The sequence below is a fragment of the Mycobacterium colombiense genome (assembly GCF_003284975.1).
GTDB lineage: Bacteria > Actinomycetota > Actinomycetes > Mycobacteriales > Mycobacteriaceae > Mycobacterium > Mycobacterium europaeum_A.
Map to the genome: position 1 here is coordinate 1 of NZ_QMEU01000092.1, position 17,761 is coordinate 17,761.

The window sequence follows — 17,761 nt, forward strand, 5'->3', positions numbered from 1 at the left end:
GATGAGCTTGCGCGCGGCCAGCAGGCCCTCGGCCAGCGGGGTCTTGCCGCCGGTGTCGAACCGCGCCAGCCGCCGCCCGGCGATGTGCGCCGACGAGGTCGGCGGCAACAGCAGCCTTGCCTCCTGGTGGCGGAACGTGATCACGGCGACCTTGTCGCGTCGCTGATATGCGTCGCGCAGCAGCGACAGCGTGGCGCCTCCGACCGCGGCCATGCGATCGCGGGCGGCCATCGAACCCGACGCGTCCACGACGAAGATCACCAGATTGCCTTCGCGGCCCTCGCGCACCGCGCGGCGCAGATCGTCGGGCTGGGGCCGCAACGGCCCGGCACCGGCACGCTCGGCGGCCGACAGGAGGGTGGCGAACAGGTGCAGCCCGTCGCCGCAGCTCGCATCGTCCGCGTCGGTGGCGGCGATGACGCTGCCGCTGGCGTTGCGGGCCCGGGATCGCCGCCCGGGCGCACCCTCGCCGACACCGGGAACCCGCAGCGCGCGGGTGGGAAAGGTTTTCGACGGCGGCGCGCTGGGCCTGGTCTTCGGCGGCGGCTTGCCGTCCCGTGCCGAGTTCTGTTGCAGCGCCGTTTCTTTCGCGTCGGTGGACTGACCACCGCCGGACGGGTCGGGATCGGGGTCGGGGCTGGAGTCGGAACCGGCCCGCGCCAGGGCCTCGTCCAGCTGGTCGCGGTCGATGCCCGGGTCGTCGAACGGGTCGCGGCGGCGCCGATGCGGCAACGCCAGTTCGGCGGCCACCCGGATGTCGGATTCCCCGACGGTGTCCGCGCCGCGCCAGGCGGCATGCGCGACGGCGGTGCGGGCCACCACCAGATCGGCACGCATCCCATCGACGTCGAACGCCGCGCACAGCGCCGCGATGCGCCGTAATTCGTTGTCGGGCAACACCACATCGTCGACGAGCGCGCGCGCCGCGGCGATGCGCCGGGCCAGCTCGGCATCGGCGTCGGCGTAACGCTCGGCGAAACCCTCCGGGTCGGCCTCGTAGGCCATCCGCTGCCGGATGACCTGCACCCGCACGTCGACGTCGCGCGAGGCGTGGACGTCGACGGTGAGCCCGAACCGGTCCAACAGTTGCGGACGCAGTTCGCCCTCTTCGGGATTCATGGTGCCGATCAACACGAACCTGGCCTCATGCGAGTGGGAGATGCCGTCGCGTTCGATGTGTACCCGGCCCATCGCCGCGGCGTCGAGCAGCACGTCGACGAGGTGGTCATGCAGCAGGTTGACCTCGTCGACGTACAGCACCCCGCCGTGCGCGCGGGCCAGCAGACCCGGCGAGAACGCGTGCTCGCCGTCGCGCAGCACCCGCTGCAGGTCCAGCGAGCCGATCACCCGGTCTTCGGTTGCCCCGAGCGGCATTTCGACCAGCCCGGCGTCGCTGCCGGTGGCGTCGGACAGCAACGCCGCGAGGCCGCGCACGGCCGTCGACTTGGCGGTGCCCTTCTCGCCGCGGATCAGCGCGCCGCCGATCTCCGGGCGCACGGCGCACAGCAACAGCGCCAGGCGCAGCTGATCGTGCCCGACGATCGCGCTGAACGGGTAGGGCTTCACGGCTTGGCCGCCAATCCCGAACCGGGCCGCAGCATGGGCACGTGCGGAACGCCGTCGTCGAGGAAATCGTCGCCGTCGCGCACGAATCCGTGCTGGGCGTACATGTCCGCCAGATACGTCTGCGCGTTGATCCGGCACGGGTAGTCGCCCACCTCGGCCAGCGCCGCGCGCAGCAGCCGGGTGGTGTGGCCCTGACCGCGCGCATTGCGTTTTGTACACAGTCGCCCGATCCGGAACGCCTTTTCACCCCCGGCGTGCTCCTCCATCAGCCGCAGGGTGGAGATCACCTGGCCGTCCTGCGTTTCCAGCCAGAAGTGCCGGGTTTCGGCCAGCAGGTCCCGCCCGTCCAGCTCCGGATACGGGATCGCCTGTTCGACGACGAACACCTCCACCCTCAGCTTGAGTAACTCGTAAAGCGTTTGAGCGTCAAGATCTTTGGCCCAAATACGTCGCAGTGCTTCTGTCACTGGCGCCGCTCCTCCTCATCGCTTGCGGGAGCTACGCCCGCATCACTCAACCCCAAGACCCCCGTTCCCCAGGAAAAGACTTCGTCGTACAGCGACGGCTCATCCGACAGCGTCACCCCCAGCGACGGGACCATCTCTTTGAGCGCGGGCAGCCACGACTGAAAACGGGTGGCAAAACAGCGTTGCAGCACACCGAGCATGATCGGCACGGCGGTTGACGCCCCCGGAGAGCCGCCGAGCAGGCCCGCGATGCTTCCGTCGGCCGCACCCACTACCGTGGTGTCGAAGTCGAGCACCCCGCCCTTGCGTTTGTCCCGCCGAATCACCTGAACCCGCTGACCGGCCACCGTCGGCTCCCAATCCGAACCCTGTGCGCTGGGGGCGAATTCGCGCAGCATGCGCAGCCGGTCCGGGGCGGACAGCCGCAGCTGGCCGATCAGGTACCTGACCAGTGTCAGCTGCGTGATGCCGACGCCGACCAGAGAGGCCAGGTTGTTCGGCTTGACCGAACGGGGCAGATCGGTGAAGTGGCCGTGTTTCAAGAACTTCGGCGACCAGCCGGCGTACGGGCCGAACACCAGCCACGGCTTGCCGTTGACGTAACGCAGGTCGAGATGCAGCGCACCCAGCGGCGGGGCGCCCGGCGCGGGCACGCCGTATACCTTGGCGCGATGCGCGGCGGTCAGCGCCGGGTTGTCGGCGCGCAGGAACCGCCCGCCGATCGGGAATCCCGCGAAACCTCTCACCTCGCCGATGCCGGACTTCTGCAACAGCGGCAGCGCGTCACCGCCGGCCCCGATGAAGACGAATTTTGCGTTCAGCCGGTGCTTTTCGCCGGTGCGCCGGTTGCGGACCAGCAGCGTCCAGGTGCCGTCGGGCTGGCGGGACAGGTTGCGGACCTCGTGACCGAACAACGCGGTCGCACCGCTGCGCACGCAGAACCCGACGAGTTGCCGTGACAGGGCGCCGAAGTCGACGTCGGTGCCGTGGGCGGCCCAGTTCAGCGCCGTCGGTTCGGAGAAGTCGCGCCCGGCGGACATGAACGGTAGCCGGCGGGCGAACTCACCGGGGTCCTCGATCAGTTCGATGCCGGCGAACAGCGGGTTGGGCGCCAGGGCCCGTTGCCGTCGCCGGAGGTAGTCGACGCGCTGCGCGCCGCGCACGAAGCTCGCGTGCGGGATCGCGGTGAGGAATCCTCGATCGGTCAGGATGCCGTTCTCGACGGCGTAGGCCCAGAACTGGCGTGTCACCTGAAATTGCTCGTTGATGCGCACCGCTTTGCTGATGTCGATCGAGCCGTCGGCGCGCTGCGGCGTGTAGTTCAGTTCGCACAGCGCCGAATGCCCGGTGCCGGCATTGTTCCAGGGGCTGCTGCTCTCGGCGGCCACGGCGTCCAGGCGCTCCACGAAGGTCATCGACCAGTCCGGCTGCAGCCGGCGCAGCAACGCTCCCAGCGTCGCGCTCATGATGCCCGCGCCCACCAGCACGACGTCCGTTCGCGTGGTTGTGGCTAGCGCTGACACCGGCTTGCTGGTCCTTCCCTCGACTGGGCCGATCCTCAGGTTATCCCGAGGCAAAGTCGCCGCGAACGGCGTCCGGCGCCCCGTGGCCAGCAAAAGCTCTAAGCTGGCTTGGTGAAAGGCGGGGTGACTGGCGGGGTGACCGGCGAAGCGACCGGCTGGGTGCCCGATGTCCTCCCCGGTTATTGGCAGCGCACCATCGCCCACGGGTCCGATCCGGCCGGCGAGGGCGACATCGTCGCGACCCTGATACGGCGCGGCCCCGAGTCTCGGCAGTCGGGTCGGCGGGGTGATGGGCGCGCCGTGCTCGCGGTGCACGGTTACACCGACTACTTCTTCCACACCGAACTGGCCGACCATTTCGCGGCCCGTGGCTTCACGTTCTACGCGCTGGATCTGCACAAGTGTGGGCGGTCGCGGCGCGACGGCCAGACGCCGCACTTCATCACCGACCTCACCAACTACGAGACCGAACTCGATCAGGCGCTGGCCGCGGTCGCAGAACACGGCCAGGTGCTGGTGTACGCGCATTCCGCGGGTGGGCTCATCGTGTCGCTGTGGCTGGACCGGCTGCGCCGACGAAACCCGGCCGCCCACGCGGCCGTTCGCGGTCTGGTGCTCAACAGCCCGTTCTTGGAGCTGCCCGGGCCGCCCATCCTGCGGCATTCCGTGACGGTGGCGCTGATCGCGGGCCTGTCCCGGGTGCGGTCCAAGGGGGTGGCCCGGTCGCCGGGCGAGGGTGGCTACGGCACCACCTTGCACCGCGACTACGACGGCGAGTTCGACTACGACCTGCAGTGGAAACCGGTCGGCGGCTTCCCCATCACCTTCGGTTGGCTGCACGCCATCCGCCGCGGCCAGGCCCGGCTGCATCGCGGCCTGGACGTCGGTGTGCCCAACCTGATCCTGCGCTCGGATCACAGTGTGCACGAAAGCACCGATTCGGCGGCCATGCAGCGCGGTGACGCGGTCCTCGACGTCACCCAGATCGCCCGCTGGGCCGGCTGTATCGGCAACCGCGGCAGCGTCGTTCCGGTGCCCGACGCCAAGCACGACGTGTTCTTGTCGCTGCAGGGGCCGCGCGAAGTCGCCTATCGGGAGCTGGACCTCTGGCTGGACGGCTACCTGCGCGCCGACAACGACGCCTCGGCATCGCTGCGAAAGGGGTGACGGCTTGGAGACTTACGATGTCGCGATCATCGGAACCGGCTCGGGCAACAGCATTCTCGATGAAAGTTTCGCCGAAAAGCGGGTGGCGATCTGCGAAGAGGGCACGTTCGGCGGCACCTGCCTGAACGTCGGGTGCATTCCGACGAAGATGTTCGTCTATGCCGCAGAGGTCGCCCAGACCATCCGGGACGCGGCGCGTTTCGGCATCGACGCACGCATCGACCGGGTGCGCTGGGACGACATCGTCTCGCGCGTCTTCGGGCGCATCGACCCGATCGGGGTCAGCGGTGAGGATTATCGGAACGCATCACCCAACATCGATGTCTACAAGCAGCACACCCGATTCGGTGGCGTGCAGGCCGACGGCCGCTACCTGTTGCGCACCGATGCGGGCGACGAATTCGCGGCCGACCAGGTGGTGATCGCCGCCGGCGCACGGGCGGTGGTGCCCCCGGCGATCCTCGAGTGCGGCGCCCGGTACTACACCAGCGACACCATCATGCGAATCTCGGAGCTGCCCGAGCATCTGGTGATCGTCGGGGGCGGCTTCGTGGCAGCCGAATTCGCCCACATCTTCTCCTCGCTGGGCTCGCGGGTCACCCTGGTGGTCCGGGGCTCTGCCCTGCTGCGGCATTGCGACGACGTCGTGTGCAAGCGCTTCACCCGCATCGCGTCGAGCAAATGGGAGCTGCACACCCACCGCAACGTCGTAGGCGCCGAGAACCAGGGCTCGGGCGTCGCGGTGGAACTCGACAACGGGCACACGGTGCACGCCGACGCGCTGCTGGTGGCGACCGGGCGGGTGTCCAACGCCGATCGACTCGACCTCGAGCAGGCCGGTGTGGCCGTCGAGGACGGCTTGGTGGCCGTCGACTGTTACCAGCGCACCACGGCGCGTGGGGTTTTCGCCCTCGGTGACGTCTCCTCGCCGTATCAGCTCAAGCACGTCGCCAACCACGAGGCGCGCGTCGTGCAGCACAACCTGCTCTGCGACTGGGACGACACCGACGCGATGGCTCTCACCGACCACCGCTACGTGCCGTCGGCGGTATTCACCGATCCGCAGATCGCCTATGTCGGACTGACCGAAAATGAAGCCATCGCAGCGGGTTTCAAGGTCTCGACCAAGATTCAGGATTACGCCGACGTCGCCTACGGCTGGGCGTCGGAGGACACCACCGGGATCGTCAAGCTCCTCGCCGAGCGCGGCACCGGGCGGCTGCTGGGCGCGCATATCATGGGAACCCAGGCATCGTCGATCATCCAGCCGTTGGTCCAGGCCATGAGCTTCGGACTGACCGCGCCGGAGATGGCCCGCGGCCAGTACTGGATCCATCCGGCGCTGCCCGAGGTGGTGGAGAACGCCCTACTGGGCCTGCGTTGACCTCAGCGCGAGCGCGCGTCGCCCTCGTCGTTCTGGCACTGCGGGCACAGGCCGTGCAACGTCAGCCCCGCCGCCTCCGAGAGCGCGAAGGAACTGCCCGCCATCGCGTGCTCGAGCGCCGAACTCAGCTGCCGCGCGGGCACCTCGATGATGGTGCCGCAGTTCGTACATACCGCGTGATGGTGCGGCGCGGTGGCCAGTCCGTAGGTCGTCACGCCGCCGTCGAGTGTCAACGCGTGCAGCACCCCCTGATCGACCAGCGTCGTCACCGTGCGGTAGACGGTCGCCACGTCGGGCGCATGGGTGCCGGGCGGCAGGCATTCGCGCAGCCGCTTGTCGATCTCGGCGACCGGCAGGTGACCGTTGACGGGCTCGAGCACCGCCAGCACCTGAATTCGCGAGGCCATCCGCCGCAGCCCCCGGGCGCGCAGCAGATCGCCGATCCGCTCGGTGACCGACGCATCCAGTACCGACGGGTTGGGCGCCACCGGTTCAGTGTCGTCCCCATGCGGCTGGATCGCCAGTCCCCGGCGCGATCGGCGGTACGCGAATTCCTGCGACTCACTTGCATCTGGCGAGCCGCGGTACTTACAGTCGTGCCGGTTGTCTTAGCCGATACCGCAAGGACGCGCCGGAAGGACCCCCGTGGCCAGCACCGAGATCGACCGGCGGCCGTCACGAACGAGCAGGCTCCGCGGTGCCCTGACGCGGGCGGAGTGGTGGCGGCTGGCCGTGATGCTGGCGGTGATCGTCGCGCTACACCTGCTGGGCTGGCTCACCATGATCCTGTTCGTGGCACCGGCCCAATACAGCTTGGGCGGCAAGGCATTTGGTGTCGGGATCGGACTGACGGCCTACACCCTGGGCATGCGGCACGCGTTCGACGCCGACCATATCGCCGCCATCGACAACACCACCCGCAAGCTGATGAACGATGGGCAGCGCCCGCTGGCGGTGGGCTTCTTCTTTTCCCTGGGCCACTCCACCGTGGTGTTCGGGTTGGCTCTGTTGCTGGCGTGCGGGGTCAAGACGGTCGTCGGCCCGGTCGAGGATGACTCCTCGACGCTGCACCACTACACCGGGCTGATCGGCACCAGCGTATCGGGCGTGTTCCTCTACGCCATCGCCCTGCTCAACATCGTCGTGCTGGTCGGCATCCTGCGGGTGTTCACCCGACTGCGCCGGGGCGAATACGACCCCGACACCGACGCGGCCGAGCTGGAACGCCAACTGCACAACCGTGGACTGATCAACCGGTTGCTCGGCCGCATCACCAAGTCGATCACCAAGTCCTGGCACTGCTACCCCGTCGGGCTGTTGTTCGGGCTCGGTTTCGACACCGCCACCGAGATCGCCCTCCTGGTGCTGGCCGGCACCAGCGCCGCGGCCGGCCTGCCCTGGTACGCCATCATGTGCCTGCCGGTGCTGTTCACCGCGGGCATGTGCCTGCTGGACACCATCGACGGCTCGTTCATGAATTTCGCCTACGGCTGGGCCTTTTCCAACCCGGTGCGCAAGATCTACTACAACATCACCATCACCGCGCTGTCGGTGGCGGTCGCGCTGCTGATCGGCAGCGTCGAACTGCTCGTCCTGTTCGCCGACCAGTTCGGTTGGCGGGGCGCGTTCTGGAGCTGGATCGGCGGGCTGGACCTCAACGCGATCGGCTACATCGTCGTCGCCATGTTCGTCGCCACCTGGGCGGTGGCCCTTCTCGTCTGGCGCTACGGACGCATCGAAGAGAAGTGGACCTCCTGAGTCGACCAAGAGCCCGACCGTAAAACGCCGTTCGGGTGTAGAACAGTGCTCATGGGCTCGTTGGCCTGCGCCCGGCTCGCGGATCGCCGGTGATCGGCGATGCACGAGCTGTCGCTGTGCGAAGCGATCGCCGGTGTGGTCCGGGATCACGCCGACGGCCGCCACGTCGACGTGGTGCGGGTGCGCGTCGGTGCGCTGCGCCAGGTGGTTCCCGAGTCGCTGTCCTTCTGCTGGACGCTTGTCCGCGACGCCGAGGACATGCCGGACGCCGAACTGGAACTCGAATGCGTCAGCGCCGAAGTCCGCTGCCGCGCCTGCGGCGGGCAGTCCGAGATCACCTCGCCATGGTCGATCTGGTGTCCGCGGTGTGACAGTCCCGACGTCGAGGTGCTGCGCGGCAACGAATTCCTGGTGACCTCGCTGGACGTGTCATGAAAAAGATGTCTCGTGAAAGGCGTTGACGATGGGTAGATTTCATCGGCACGACGACGGGACCGTGCACGCCCACTCCCACGATGACCTCCCGCACGACCACGACCGCGGCGACCACAGCCGCTATCAGACCGGCGGCCAGCGCGTCGAGGTGCTGGAGGCGATCTTCGCCGAGAACGACATGCTGGCCGACGCCAATCGGGCGGCGTTCGAGCGCAACGGGGTACGCACCCTGAACCTGATGAGCTCGCCGGGCTCCGGCAAGACCACCATCCTGCAGGCCACCCTCGACGAACTCGCCCGCGACCTGGCCATCGGGGTGATCGAGGGCGATATCGCCACCGACCTGGACGCGGCCAAGCTCAGAGGTCGCGGCGCCCAGGTGTCACTGCTCAACACCAGCAACGGATTTGGTGGCGAGTGCCACCTCGACGCGCCCATGGTCAACCGGGCACTGCCCGGCCTCGACCTGGCCGCGCTGGATTTGGTGGTCATCGAGAACGTCGGCAATCTGGTCTGTCCGGCGGAATTCGACGTCGGCGAACACGCCAAGGCCATGGTCTACTCGGTGACCGAGGGCGAGGACAAACCACTGAAGTATCCGGTGATGTTCCGGGCGGTCGACGTGGTGCTGCTGAACAAGATCGACCTGGTGCCCCACCTGGACGTGGACGTCGACACCTACATCGCCCACGTCCGCAAAGTCAATGCGACAGCGTCGATCTTGCCGGTCAGTGCCCGCACCGGCGATGGTATGGCCGCATGGTTCGGCTGGCTGCGGCGCTTCGTCACGGATGAGGACTGAACGGCGCCGCCCGCCCGCGCACACCTGCGAAACATTCGCAGGAGGAACGCCCCGTTTCGACTCACCCGTCGCGGCGGATCAGCCAAGCGCGACAGGGCTTTTCGTTACTGTCCAACACGTGCCTACTAATCAGTAATGTCGAACCGTTGACAACGCCCAATTGCGGGAGTAGACCCAAAAAATAGCGCTGCGCAAGTGGGCCGACGGTCGACTCCGGCGGCGCCAGGAGCCTCAGCCCGGCTCCGGAAAGCTGCAGCATGCCAACGGAAGCAGCAGTCAAGGCAGAACAAACATTGATCCATGTTCTATGGATAAACGCGGGCCTCAGTTGTGACGGTGATTCGGTGGCATTGACTGCTGCCACCCAGCCCAGCGTCGAGGAGATCGCCTTGGGAGCGTTGCCCGGACTTCCCCAGGTCGCGGTGCACTGGCCCCTGATCGACTTCGAATGCGGACCCAACGGGGGCGCGGACGACTTCCTGGAGTGGTTCTTCAAAGCCGATCGCGGCGAGCTGGAACCCTTTGTGCTCGTGGTCGAAGGCTCCATCCCGAACGAGAAGATCAAGGACGAGGGCTACTGGTGCGGCTTCGGCAACGACCCCGCCACCGGGCAGCCGATGACCACCAGTGAGTGGCTCGACCGGTTGGCGCCCAAGGCCACCGCCATCGTGGCGGTGGGGACCTGCGCCACCTACGGGGGCATCCACGCGATGGCCGGCAACCCGACGGGGGCGATGGGCGTGCCAGACTACCTGGGCTGGGACTGGAAGAGCAAGGCGGGCATCCCGATCGTGTGCGTGCCGGGCTGCCCGATCCACCCGGACAACCTGTCGGAGACGTTGACCTACCTGCTGTACATGGCGACCGGTCAGGCACCGATGATCCCGCTCGACGACGCGCTACGGCCACAGTGGCTGTTCGGCAAGACCGTGCACGAGGGCTGCGACCGAGCCGGCTACTACGAGCAGGGCGACTTCGCCACCGAGTACGGATCGCCGAAATGCATTGTAAAACTTGGCTGTTGGGGACCCGTCGTCAAATGCAATGTGCCCAAGCGCGGATGGATCAACGGCGTCGGGGGTTGCCCCAACGTCGGCGGGATCTGCATTGGCTGCACCATGCCGGGGTTCCCGGACAAGTTCATGCCGTTCATGGACGAGCCGCCGGGCGGCAAGATCTCGAGCACCGCGTCGGGCTTGTACGGAGCCGTGATTCGCAGTCTGAGGGGTATCACGGAACGCACCGTCGACAAGGAGCCGCGGTGGCGCCACAACGGCGACCAACTCACCACTGGAGCGCGCCGCACCTGGTAGGTCACCTACCGGGTCGGTGCGCTCTTTTCACATTCGTAGCCGAAGAGCCGTCGCCGCATCAGCCGACGCGGAAGCAGCCACAGCGGGAAGAAGTAACGCGATGACAACCATCAGCCCTGAATCCACCCAAGCCAAGCGGGAACCTGGCCAACTGGTCGACATGGCCTGGGACCCCATCACCAGGATCGTGGGCAGCCTGGGCATCTACACCAAGATCGACTTCGAGAACAAAGAAGTCGTCGAGTGCCACAGCACCTCGTCGATCTTCCGCGGTTACTCGATCTTCATGAAGGGCAAAGATCCTCGCGACGCCCACTTCATCACCAGCCGCATCTGCGGTATCTGCGGTGACAACCACGCCACCTGTTCGTGCTACACGCAGAACATGGCCTATGGCGTCAAGCCGCCACATCTGGGCGAGTGGATCGTCAACCTCGGCGAGGCCGCGGAATACATGTTCGACCACAACATCTTCCAGGAGAACCTGGTCGGCGTGGACTTCTGCGAGAAGATGGTCTCCGAGACCAATCCGAGCGTCCTGTCGCTGGCCGAGAAGACGCCCGCCCCGCACGCCGACGCACACGGGTACTCCACGATCGCGGACATCATGCGCTCGCTCAACCCGTTCAGCGGTGAGTTCTACCGCGAGGCGCTGGTGGTCAGCCGCTGGACGCGAGAGATGTTCTGCCTGATGGAAGGCCGCCACGTGCACCCGTCGACGCTCTACCCCGGCGGGGTCGGCACCGTTGCGACCGTCCAGCTGATGACCGACTACATGACGCGCCTGATGCGGTACGTCGAGTTCATGAAGAAGGTCGTGCCCATGCACGACGATTTGTTCGACTTCTTCTACGAGGCCCTGCCCGGTTACGAGAAGGTCGGGCTGCGCCGGACCCTACTGGGCTGCTGGGGCTCCTTCCAGGACCCCGAGGTGTGCAACTTCGAGTACAAGGACATGGAGCGCTGGGGCAACGCCATGTTCGTCACCCCGGGCGTGGTGGTGGACGGCAAGCTGGTCACCCATTCGCTGGTGGACATCAACCTGGGCATCCGAATCCTCCTGGGGAGTTCGTATTACGACGACTGGACCGACCAGGAGATGTTCGTCAAGACCGATCCGCTGGGCAACTCGGTGGATCGGCGCCATCCGTGGAACCAGCACACCAACCCGCACCCGCAGAAGCGCGACATGGAGGGCGGCAAGTACAGCTGGGTGATGTCACCGCGCTGGTTCGACGGCAAGGACCACCTGGCGCTGGACACCGGCGGCGGCCCGCTGGCCCGGCTGTGGTCGACGGCCCTGGCCGGCCTGGTCAACATCGGTTACGTCGAGGCGACCGGCAACAGCGTCAAGATCAACCTGCCCAAGACGGCGCTGAAGGGGCCCGTCGAATTGGAGTGGAACATCCCCAAGTACGGCAGCAACACGATCGAACGCGACCGGGCGCGCACCTACTTCCAGGCCTATGCGGCGGCCTGCGCTCTGCACTTCGCCGAGAAGGCGCTCGAGGAGATCCGCGCCGGGCGCACCAAGACGTGGGAGCGCTTCGAGGTGCCCGACGAGGCCATCGGATGCGGCTTCACCGAGGCGGTGCGCGGCGTGCTCAGCCACCACATGGTGATCCGGGACGGCAAGATCGCCAACTACCACCCGTACCCGCCCACACCGTGGAATGCCAACCCCCGCGACAGTTTTGGCACCCCGGGCCCGTACGAGGACGCGGTGCAGGGGCAGCCGATCTTCGAGGAGAACGGCCGGGACAACTTCAAGGGGATCGACGTCATGCGCACGGTGCGCAGCTTCGATCCGTGCCTGCCGTGTGGAGTGCACATGTACCTGGGCAAGGGCAAATCCCTGGACAGACTGCACACGCCGACCCAGTCACCCGTTGAGCCGTGACGATCGCAAGCGCGGCGGCGCCGTGCGCAGCGGGTCGGCACCGTTGAGGGAGTGAGGTATGGCGGATCGCCCGGCGAACCACGAGACCGACACGCAGTGGCGCACAGCGGGCGATCGGATCCAGACACTGCTGGATTCCTGCGCCGCAGGCGGGACGGCCGCGTATGACCGTGCGCAACAACTGGTTCGCGAGGTAGTCCGGCTTTACGGCGCCGGGCTGGAGCGGATCATCCGGATGGCCGCCGAGCCCGGGCCGGACGGGGGGCTGGTCGAGCGGCTGGCCACCGACGACCTGGTGGCCAGCCTGCTCCTGGTGCACGGCCTGCATCCGCACGACGTGCACCGCAGGGTCGCCGATGCGCTGGATCGGGTGCGCCCCTACCTGGGTTCGCATGGCGGAGACGTCGACCTGCTCGAGGTCGTTCCGGGCGAACGCCCGGACGAATTCAGCGTACGGCTGGCGTTCGCAGGCAGTTGCAAGAGCTGCCCGTCGTCGGCGGTCACCCTGGAGCTGGCCGTGCAGGACGCGGTTCGCGCCGCGGCGCCGGAGGTCACCTCGATCGAGGCGGTCGCCACCGGCACGACCGCTCCGGCGAGCGTCATCCCCGCCGAATCGCTACTGGCGCACGTGCATTCGAACGGGCATGGACCGACCACCTGGCACGCGGCCCCCGAGCTTGCCGAGCTGGGCCCCGGTGATGTCGCGGGGTTCGTCATCGACGGCGTGACCCTGCTGGCCTGCCGGGTCGGTGACCGGACATTCGCCTACCGCGATCACTGCCCGGTGTGCGCCGCCTCGATGGCGGGTTCCCGACTGCGCGAGCGGCTGCTGCGCTGCGCGGGCTGCGGAACGGATTTCGACGTCGTCCACGCCGGAACCGCGGCGGCCGATGGTTCGGCCGCTCATCTCGAACCGATTCCGCTGCTGACCCGCGACGGCCTGCTGTCGGTGGCGTTGCGGGCCGACGCGATGGGCGCGCCGGCATGACCGCCGCCGACGATGCAGAACGAAGTGATGCCGAGGAGCGCCGCATATGACAGGTCCCTTCGACGTCCTGGCCCGCATCGGGAGCGACCGGCGCGCCCGCGAGTCCGCGGGCGAACGCTGCGAGATGTGCGCCGAGCCGATCGCCGACGAGCACCAGCACGTGGTCAATGTGACCGGCCGCCAACTCATGTGCGTGTGCCGCGCCTGCTATCTGCTGTTCACCGACTCGGCGGCCGACCTGCGTTACCGCGCGGTGCCCGACCGGTACCTGTCGTTTCCCGATTTCGCGCTGGATCGCCTGGTGTGGGAGGCGCTGCAGATCCCGGTGGGGGTCGCCTTCTTCTTCACCAACTCCACCCTGGGCCACACCGTCGCCTTCTACCCCGGACCGGCAGGAGCATGCGAATCCGAGCTGGACATGGAGGTCTGGGAGACCATCCGCGACGCCGACCCCAGGGTGAACCTGCTCGCCGATGACGTGGAGGCGCTGCTCGTCCGGGTCACCGACAGCGCCCAGGATGGGGAATTACCGCAACCGGAAACGTATTTGGTCCCGATCGACGCCTGCTACGAATTCGTCGGACGCCTGCGCATGGTGTGGCGCGGCTTCGACGGCGGCCAGCAGGCCCGCGAATTCATCGACGGCTTCTTCGACCGGCTTGCCGCCCGCGCCGTGAAGACACTCCCATGAACATCAGCTTTGACGTGCTGGACGTGACGGCCGAACCGTACACCGTCAGCCCGATACTGACCGCCCGCGTCGCCGTCACCGCGGCCGGCGACGACCCGGTGCATGCCATCGCCCTGCGTTGCCAGGTCCGCATCGAGCCGCTGCGCCGTTCCTACTCCGACGGCGAAGCGGCCGGGCTGATGGACCTGTTCGGTGGCCGCGAACGCTGGGCCAGCACCCAGCGCACCTTCCTCTGGCAGCATTGCACCGCCATGGTGCCCGGCTTCACCGGCCACACCACCGCCACCCTGCCGCTGGATTGCACCTACGACTTCGAGGTGGCCGCCGCGAAATATCTGCACGCGCTGCGCGACGGGGCGGTGCCCCTGCAGTTCCTGTTCAGCGGAACGGTTTTCGTCAACTCCGAGCGCGGGTTCTCGGTGCAGCAGGTGTCATGGGACTGCGAGGACAACTACGCGATGCCCGTCACGGTCTGGCGCGACCTGGTCGCACAGCACTATCCGAACAGCGGATGGATCCGGCTGAGCCACGAAACCATCGCCGAGCTGGCCCGCTACAAGTCGGCCCGCGGGATGCTCGACTTCGACGACGCCGTCACCTCGCTGCTGGATGCCGCCGATCGCGAGGTGACCCGATGACGTCGAGTTGGGATCGGGCCCGTACGGTCGCCGACGCGGTGCTCTACGAAGGCTATCTGCTCTACCCGTACCGGGGGACGTCGAGCAAGAACCAATCACGCTGGCAGTTCGGGGTTTTGGGGCCAAGCGGTGCGGCCGAGGCCGGCCTGGGCGAAGACGATGCCCTTGCCGCACAGTTCTTGGTCGACGGCGCCCGGGCGCTGACGCTGGTGGTGCGGTTCCTGCAATTGCAGCGCCGGCGGGCCGAAAGGGCCACCGATGGAGGCGATTTCGAACCCGTCGACGAGCTGAGCACCGCGACCGGATCGTGGCTGACCTGGGACGAGGCGGTGGAGTGCGAGGTCTCCTTCGGCCCCCTTACGTTCGGCGATCAGACCTGGTCGCTGCCGGTGACGGCACAGGCGGCAACCGACCTCGAGGTGTTGGACGGCGGCCGGCTGGTCCGCGAACGCCACGAGATTCGGGCCGTATTGACCGTCACCAGCCAGCCCGACGGCGACCTGCAACGCGTGTCGGTACGGATCACCAACACCGGCGCACCCGTGAGCGCACATGACGATAAAGATTCAGTCATCGCACGATCCTTGATCGGAACGCACCTCATCGCCGAAGTGGTTGGCGGCCGGTTCGTCTCGTTGCTCGATCCGCCGCGGAGCGCGACCGACGCGGTGTCCCGATGCGCCCAGCATCGCTGCTTCCCAGTGCTGGCCGGCCCCCCGGGTACCGACGACATGCTGCTGATCTCGCCGATCATCCTCTACGACCACCCCGAGGTCGCCGAACAGAGCGACACCCCCCTGTACGACTGCACCGAGATCGACGAAATCCTCACCTTGCGCGTCATGACCATGACCGACGACGAGAAGGCACAGGCCCGGGCCACCGACCCGCGGGCCGCGCGGATCATCGACGAATGCGACGCCATGTCGCCCGAGGCCATGGCCCGGCTGCACGGCGTGCTGCGCGATCCGCACGGACTCGAGGTCTCCCCCGGCCTGGTGCCCGAGATTCCCGACGGCGTGGACTGGTGGGACCCGCTGGCCGACAACGCGGTTCGCCCCGAGATCGACGCGGTGCTGGTGAACGGGGTACGGCTAGCGCGCGGCAGCAAGGTCCGGTTGCGACCGCGGCGCAACGCCGACGCCCAGGACATCTTCGTCGCCGGCAAGACCGCCCGCGTCACGTCGGTGCACGAGGACGTCGAGGGCAACAAGCACGTCGCCGTCGTCGTCGACGAGGACCCGGCCGCCGACCTGCACGACTGGTACGGCCGCTACCTGTACTTCTCCCCCGACGAAGTCGAGCCGCTGCAATCGCAGCACAGCACAAACCCCTGAAAGGAGTTCGTCATGGAAGTCCTCGGTTGGATCTTCATCGCCATGGTCGCGCTGGTCCTCGCGATCGCCGTGGCCCTCGGCGCGATATCCGTGCCCGATGCCCGCCGTTATCTGAAGTTGAGGCGGATGTAGCCGATGCGGGTGCCACCATGACTTCGCGCATCCTGGTAGCCGGGATCGGCAACATTTTCCTGGGCGACGACGGGTTCGGCTCCGAAGTGGTCCGCAACGCCGCACTGCCCCAAGACGATCCGACGGTTCAGGTCATCGACTACGGCATCCGTGGCATGCACCTGGCCTATGACCTGCTCGAGGAGTGGGACACGCTGGTTCTCGTCGATGCCGTGCCCAGCCGGGGCCATCCCGGCACGTTGCACGTCTTTCAGGCCGAGCACGACGGGCCGTCCGGGACGAGCGGCCTGGACGGTCACAGCATGGACCCGGCCGCCGTCTTCGCCAGCCTGCGGGCCCTGGGCGGCCACCCGCCCTACACCGTGGTCGTCGGGTGCGAGGCGGGCAGCGTCCAGGAGGGCATCGGCCTGACCGAGCCGGTCGCCCAGGCCGTCCCCCGGGCGGCGCGGGCGGTCGAAGAGATCGTCGCTGCGCTACACCCGTCCTCGTCGACCGAAAAGGGGTGCTGAGCCATGTGTTTGGGCATACCCGGCCAGGTCATCGGAATGCTGGACGGTTTCGAGGGCCAGCTGGCACTGGTCGACGTCACCGGTGAACAGCGCAAGGTCAACGTCGGCATGTTGCCAGACGAGACGTTCGCGCCCGGTGACTGGGTGATCATCCACATGGGCTTCGTCGTCGAGAAGACCGATCAGGCCGGCGCCGAACAGGCCATGGCCGGGCTGGAGTTGATGGGCCGGGGCCGCGCCGACCCCGCACTGAGCCCGGAGGCTTGACATGACCGAAATTGCCGAAGCCACGACGCGGTTGCGGCCCGAGGAAACCCGGGTGCGGCGACGCGTCATGGTGACCGGCGTGGTGCAAGGGGTCGGCTTCCGCCCGTTCGTGCACCGGATCGCGACCGAATTGGGTCTGGCCGGGTTCGTCGGCAACGAGTCGGGTGCGGTCTTTCTCGAGGTGCAGGGCCGGCCGGACCGGGTGGCGGAGTTCGCGCGCCGGCTGCGGGCGCAGGCGCCGCCCCTGGCGCTGATCACCGGCGTCCACGTCGCCGACGTCGCGGTCGACCCCGTCTGTACACCCGAATTTCGCATCGTGCCAAGCCGATTGGCCCCCGGAGCGACCACGCCGATCCCGCCCGACATCGCCGTGTGTGACGACTGCCTCGCCGAACTGTTCGATCCGCACGACCGGCGTTACCGGCACCCGTTCGTGACCTGTACCAACTGCGGGCCGCGGTTCACCATCATCGAGCGACTGCCGTACGACCGGCCGGCCACCACCATGTCGGCATTCGTCATGTGCGCGCGCTGCGCCGCCGAATACCACGATCCGGCGGATCGCCGCTTCCACGCGCAGCCGATCGCCTGCCCGGACTGCGGGCCGACACTGTGGTTCACCTCGCCGGCCGGCCGGGTGAGCGGCTGCGACGCGGCACTGAGCGCCACCCAGGCCGCGCTGGCCTCCGGCGCGGTGGTGGCCATCAAGGGCATTGGCGGCTATCACCTGGCCTGCACCGTCGACGACGCAACCGCGGTCGCCGCGCTGCGGGCACGGAAAGCGCGCGGCGCCAAGCCCTTTGCCATGCTCGTCCGCGATCTCGACGTGGCGCGCCGCTACGCCTGCGTCGACGACGCCGAGGCCGCGGTGCGGGCCAGCGCCG

The 17,761-nt window shown here is 67.7% G+C and carries 18 protein-coding genes and 1 pseudogene; 15 read left to right on the forward strand and 4 right to left on the reverse strand.

From position 1 onward, the window contains the following. From DQP58_RS20995 to mqo, 3 genes are all read right to left on the reverse strand, one after another. Positions 1 to 1,566: AAA family ATPase (locus tag DQP58_RS20995; RefSeq protein ID WP_112710134.1), on the reverse strand; the 1,566-nt coding region annotated here is incomplete at its 3' end. After that, positions 1,563 to 2,033: a GNAT family N-acetyltransferase gene (locus DQP58_RS21000; protein ID WP_112710135.1), complete on the reverse strand. Its 471-nt coding sequence runs from the start codon at positions 2,031 to 2,033 to the stop codon at positions 1,563 to 1,565. The genes DQP58_RS21000 and DQP58_RS20995, both read right to left, overlap by 4 nt. After that, positions 2,030 to 3,499 carry a malate dehydrogenase (quinone) gene (gene mqo, locus DQP58_RS21005; protein WP_240630015.1) on the reverse strand — a complete coding sequence of 490 codons (1,470 nt, stop codon included), beginning with the start codon at positions 3,497 to 3,499 and terminating at the stop codon, positions 2,030 to 2,032. Before mqo ends, DQP58_RS21000 begins: the two co-directional genes overlap by 4 nt. 216 nt (positions 3,500 to 3,715) lie before the next feature. Here mqo and DQP58_RS21010 point away from each other — a divergent pair, with 216 nt between their 5' ends. Together DQP58_RS21010 and mtr are read left to right on the forward strand one after the other, a co-directional pair. Then, positions 3,716 to 4,723 (forward strand): alpha/beta hydrolase, encoded by a 1,008-nt coding sequence (locus DQP58_RS21010; RefSeq protein WP_112710149.1) that lies wholly within the window; start codon positions 3,716 to 3,718, stop codon positions 4,721 to 4,723. 4 nt (positions 4,724 to 4,727) lie between these two features. Beyond that, positions 4,728 to 6,107, forward strand: a complete 1,380-nt coding sequence (mtr, locus tag DQP58_RS21015) for a mycothione reductase (protein ID WP_112710137.1) — start codon at positions 4,728 to 4,730, stop codon at positions 6,105 to 6,107. A 2-nt stretch (positions 6,108 to 6,109) separates the two neighbouring features. Here mtr and DQP58_RS21020 read toward each other — a convergent pair whose 3' ends face one another. Next, the gene (locus DQP58_RS21020) at positions 6,110 to 6,595 is read right to left on the reverse strand and encodes a Fur family transcriptional regulator (protein WP_112710138.1); all 486 of its coding nucleotides are present in this window, start codon (positions 6,593 to 6,595) and stop codon (positions 6,110 to 6,112) included. 157 nt (positions 6,596 to 6,752) lie between these two features. Between DQP58_RS21020 and DQP58_RS21025 the strand changes: the two genes are divergently transcribed. The 13 genes and pseudogenes from DQP58_RS21025 to DQP58_RS21080 all read left to right on the forward strand — a co-directional run. Next, a complete protein-coding gene (locus tag DQP58_RS21025; RefSeq protein ID WP_112710139.1) occupies positions 6,753 to 7,865 on the forward strand; it encodes a HoxN/HupN/NixA family nickel/cobalt transporter in 1,113 nt (370 codons plus the stop codon). Between the two features lie 99 nt (positions 7,866 to 7,964). Continuing rightward, positions 7,965 to 8,300 (forward strand): hydrogenase maturation nickel metallochaperone HypA, encoded by a 336-nt coding sequence (locus DQP58_RS21030; RefSeq protein WP_112710140.1) that lies wholly within the window; start codon positions 7,965 to 7,967, stop codon positions 8,298 to 8,300. A gap of 28 nt (positions 8,301 to 8,328) precedes the next feature. After that, a complete protein-coding gene (gene hypB / locus DQP58_RS21035) occupies positions 8,329 to 9,102 on the forward strand; it encodes a hydrogenase nickel incorporation protein HypB (RefSeq protein WP_112710141.1) in 774 nt (257 codons plus the stop codon). Between the two features lie 257 nt (positions 9,103 to 9,359). Continuing rightward, positions 9,360 to 10,415: a hydrogenase expression protein HypE gene (locus tag DQP58_RS21040; RefSeq protein WP_066870342.1), complete on the forward strand. Its 1,056-nt coding sequence runs from the start codon at positions 9,360 to 9,362 to the stop codon at positions 10,413 to 10,415. A 100-nt stretch (positions 10,416 to 10,515) separates the two neighbouring features. Further along, entirely contained in the window at positions 10,516 to 12,315 is a 1,800-nt protein-coding gene (locus tag DQP58_RS21045; RefSeq protein WP_112710142.1) for a nickel-dependent hydrogenase large subunit, read from the forward strand. Between the two features lie 58 nt (positions 12,316 to 12,373). Next, a complete protein-coding gene (locus DQP58_RS21050; protein ID WP_112710143.1) occupies positions 12,374 to 13,303 on the forward strand; it encodes a NifU family protein in 930 nt (309 codons plus the stop codon). 46 nt (positions 13,304 to 13,349) lie between these two features. Next, the gene (locus DQP58_RS21055) at positions 13,350 to 13,994 is read left to right on the forward strand and encodes a DUF5947 family protein (protein ID WP_112710144.1); all 645 of its coding nucleotides are present in this window, start codon (positions 13,350 to 13,352) and stop codon (positions 13,992 to 13,994) included. After that, positions 13,991 to 14,632, forward strand: coding sequence for a DUF6084 family protein (locus DQP58_RS21060; protein WP_112710145.1), 642 nt, complete (start codon positions 13,991 to 13,993; stop codon positions 14,630 to 14,632). Before DQP58_RS21055 ends, DQP58_RS21060 begins: the two co-directional genes overlap by 4 nt. Beyond that, a pseudogene (locus DQP58_RS21065) lies at positions 14,629 to 15,991 on the forward strand (hypothetical protein); the annotation flags it as partial. The gene DQP58_RS21060 and the pseudogene DQP58_RS21065, both read left to right, overlap by 4 nt. Beyond that, complete coding sequence (locus tag DQP58_RS27675; protein ID WP_430916397.1) at positions 15,982 to 16,101, forward strand: DUF6893 family small protein; 120 nt, start codon at positions 15,982 to 15,984, stop codon at positions 16,099 to 16,101. The pseudogene DQP58_RS21065 and the gene DQP58_RS27675, both read left to right, overlap by 10 nt. Before the next feature lie 17 nt (positions 16,102 to 16,118). Further along, complete coding sequence (locus DQP58_RS21070) at positions 16,119 to 16,610, forward strand: hydrogenase maturation protease (RefSeq protein WP_112710147.1); 492 nt, start codon at positions 16,119 to 16,121, stop codon at positions 16,608 to 16,610. Between the two features lie 3 nt (positions 16,611 to 16,613). Beyond that, on the forward strand, positions 16,614 to 16,877 hold the full coding sequence (locus DQP58_RS21075) for a HypC/HybG/HupF family hydrogenase formation chaperone (protein ID WP_112710148.1): 264 nt from the start codon (positions 16,614 to 16,616) through the stop codon (positions 16,875 to 16,877). Between the two features lies 1 nt (position 16,878). After that, the coding region (locus DQP58_RS21080; RefSeq protein WP_133259413.1) for an acylphosphatase at positions 16,879 to 17,761 on the forward strand (883 nt) is incomplete at its 3' end.

Coding starts and splice junctions, on each gene's coding strand:
- mqo (WP_240630015.1), bottom strand. CDS start 3,499: ATGAGCGCGACGCTGGGAGCGTTGCTGCGCCGGCTGCAGCCGGACTGG.
- DQP58_RS21030 (WP_112710140.1), top strand. CDS start 7,965: ATGCACGAGCTGTCGCTGTGCGAAGCGATCGCCGGTGTGGTCCGGGAT.
- hypB (WP_112710141.1), top strand. CDS start 8,329: ATGGGTAGATTTCATCGGCACGACGACGGGACCGTGCACGCCCACTCC.
- DQP58_RS21040 (WP_066870342.1), top strand. CDS start 9,360: ATGCCAACGGAAGCAGCAGTCAAGGCAGAACAAACATTGATCCATGTT.
- DQP58_RS21045 (WP_112710142.1), top strand. CDS start 10,516: ATGACAACCATCAGCCCTGAATCCACCCAAGCCAAGCGGGAACCTGGC.
- DQP58_RS21050 (WP_112710143.1), top strand. CDS start 12,374: ATGGCGGATCGCCCGGCGAACCACGAGACCGACACGCAGTGGCGCACA.
- DQP58_RS21055 (WP_112710144.1), top strand. CDS start 13,350: ATGACAGGTCCCTTCGACGTCCTGGCCCGCATCGGGAGCGACCGGCGC.
- DQP58_RS21060 (WP_112710145.1), top strand. CDS start 13,991: ATGAACATCAGCTTTGACGTGCTGGACGTGACGGCCGAACCGTACACC.
- DQP58_RS27675 (WP_430916397.1), top strand. CDS start 15,982: ATGGAAGTCCTCGGTTGGATCTTCATCGCCATGGTCGCGCTGGTCCTC.
- DQP58_RS21070 (WP_112710147.1), top strand. CDS start 16,119: ATGACTTCGCGCATCCTGGTAGCCGGGATCGGCAACATTTTCCTGGGC.
- DQP58_RS21075 (WP_112710148.1), top strand. CDS start 16,614: ATGTGTTTGGGCATACCCGGCCAGGTCATCGGAATGCTGGACGGTTTC.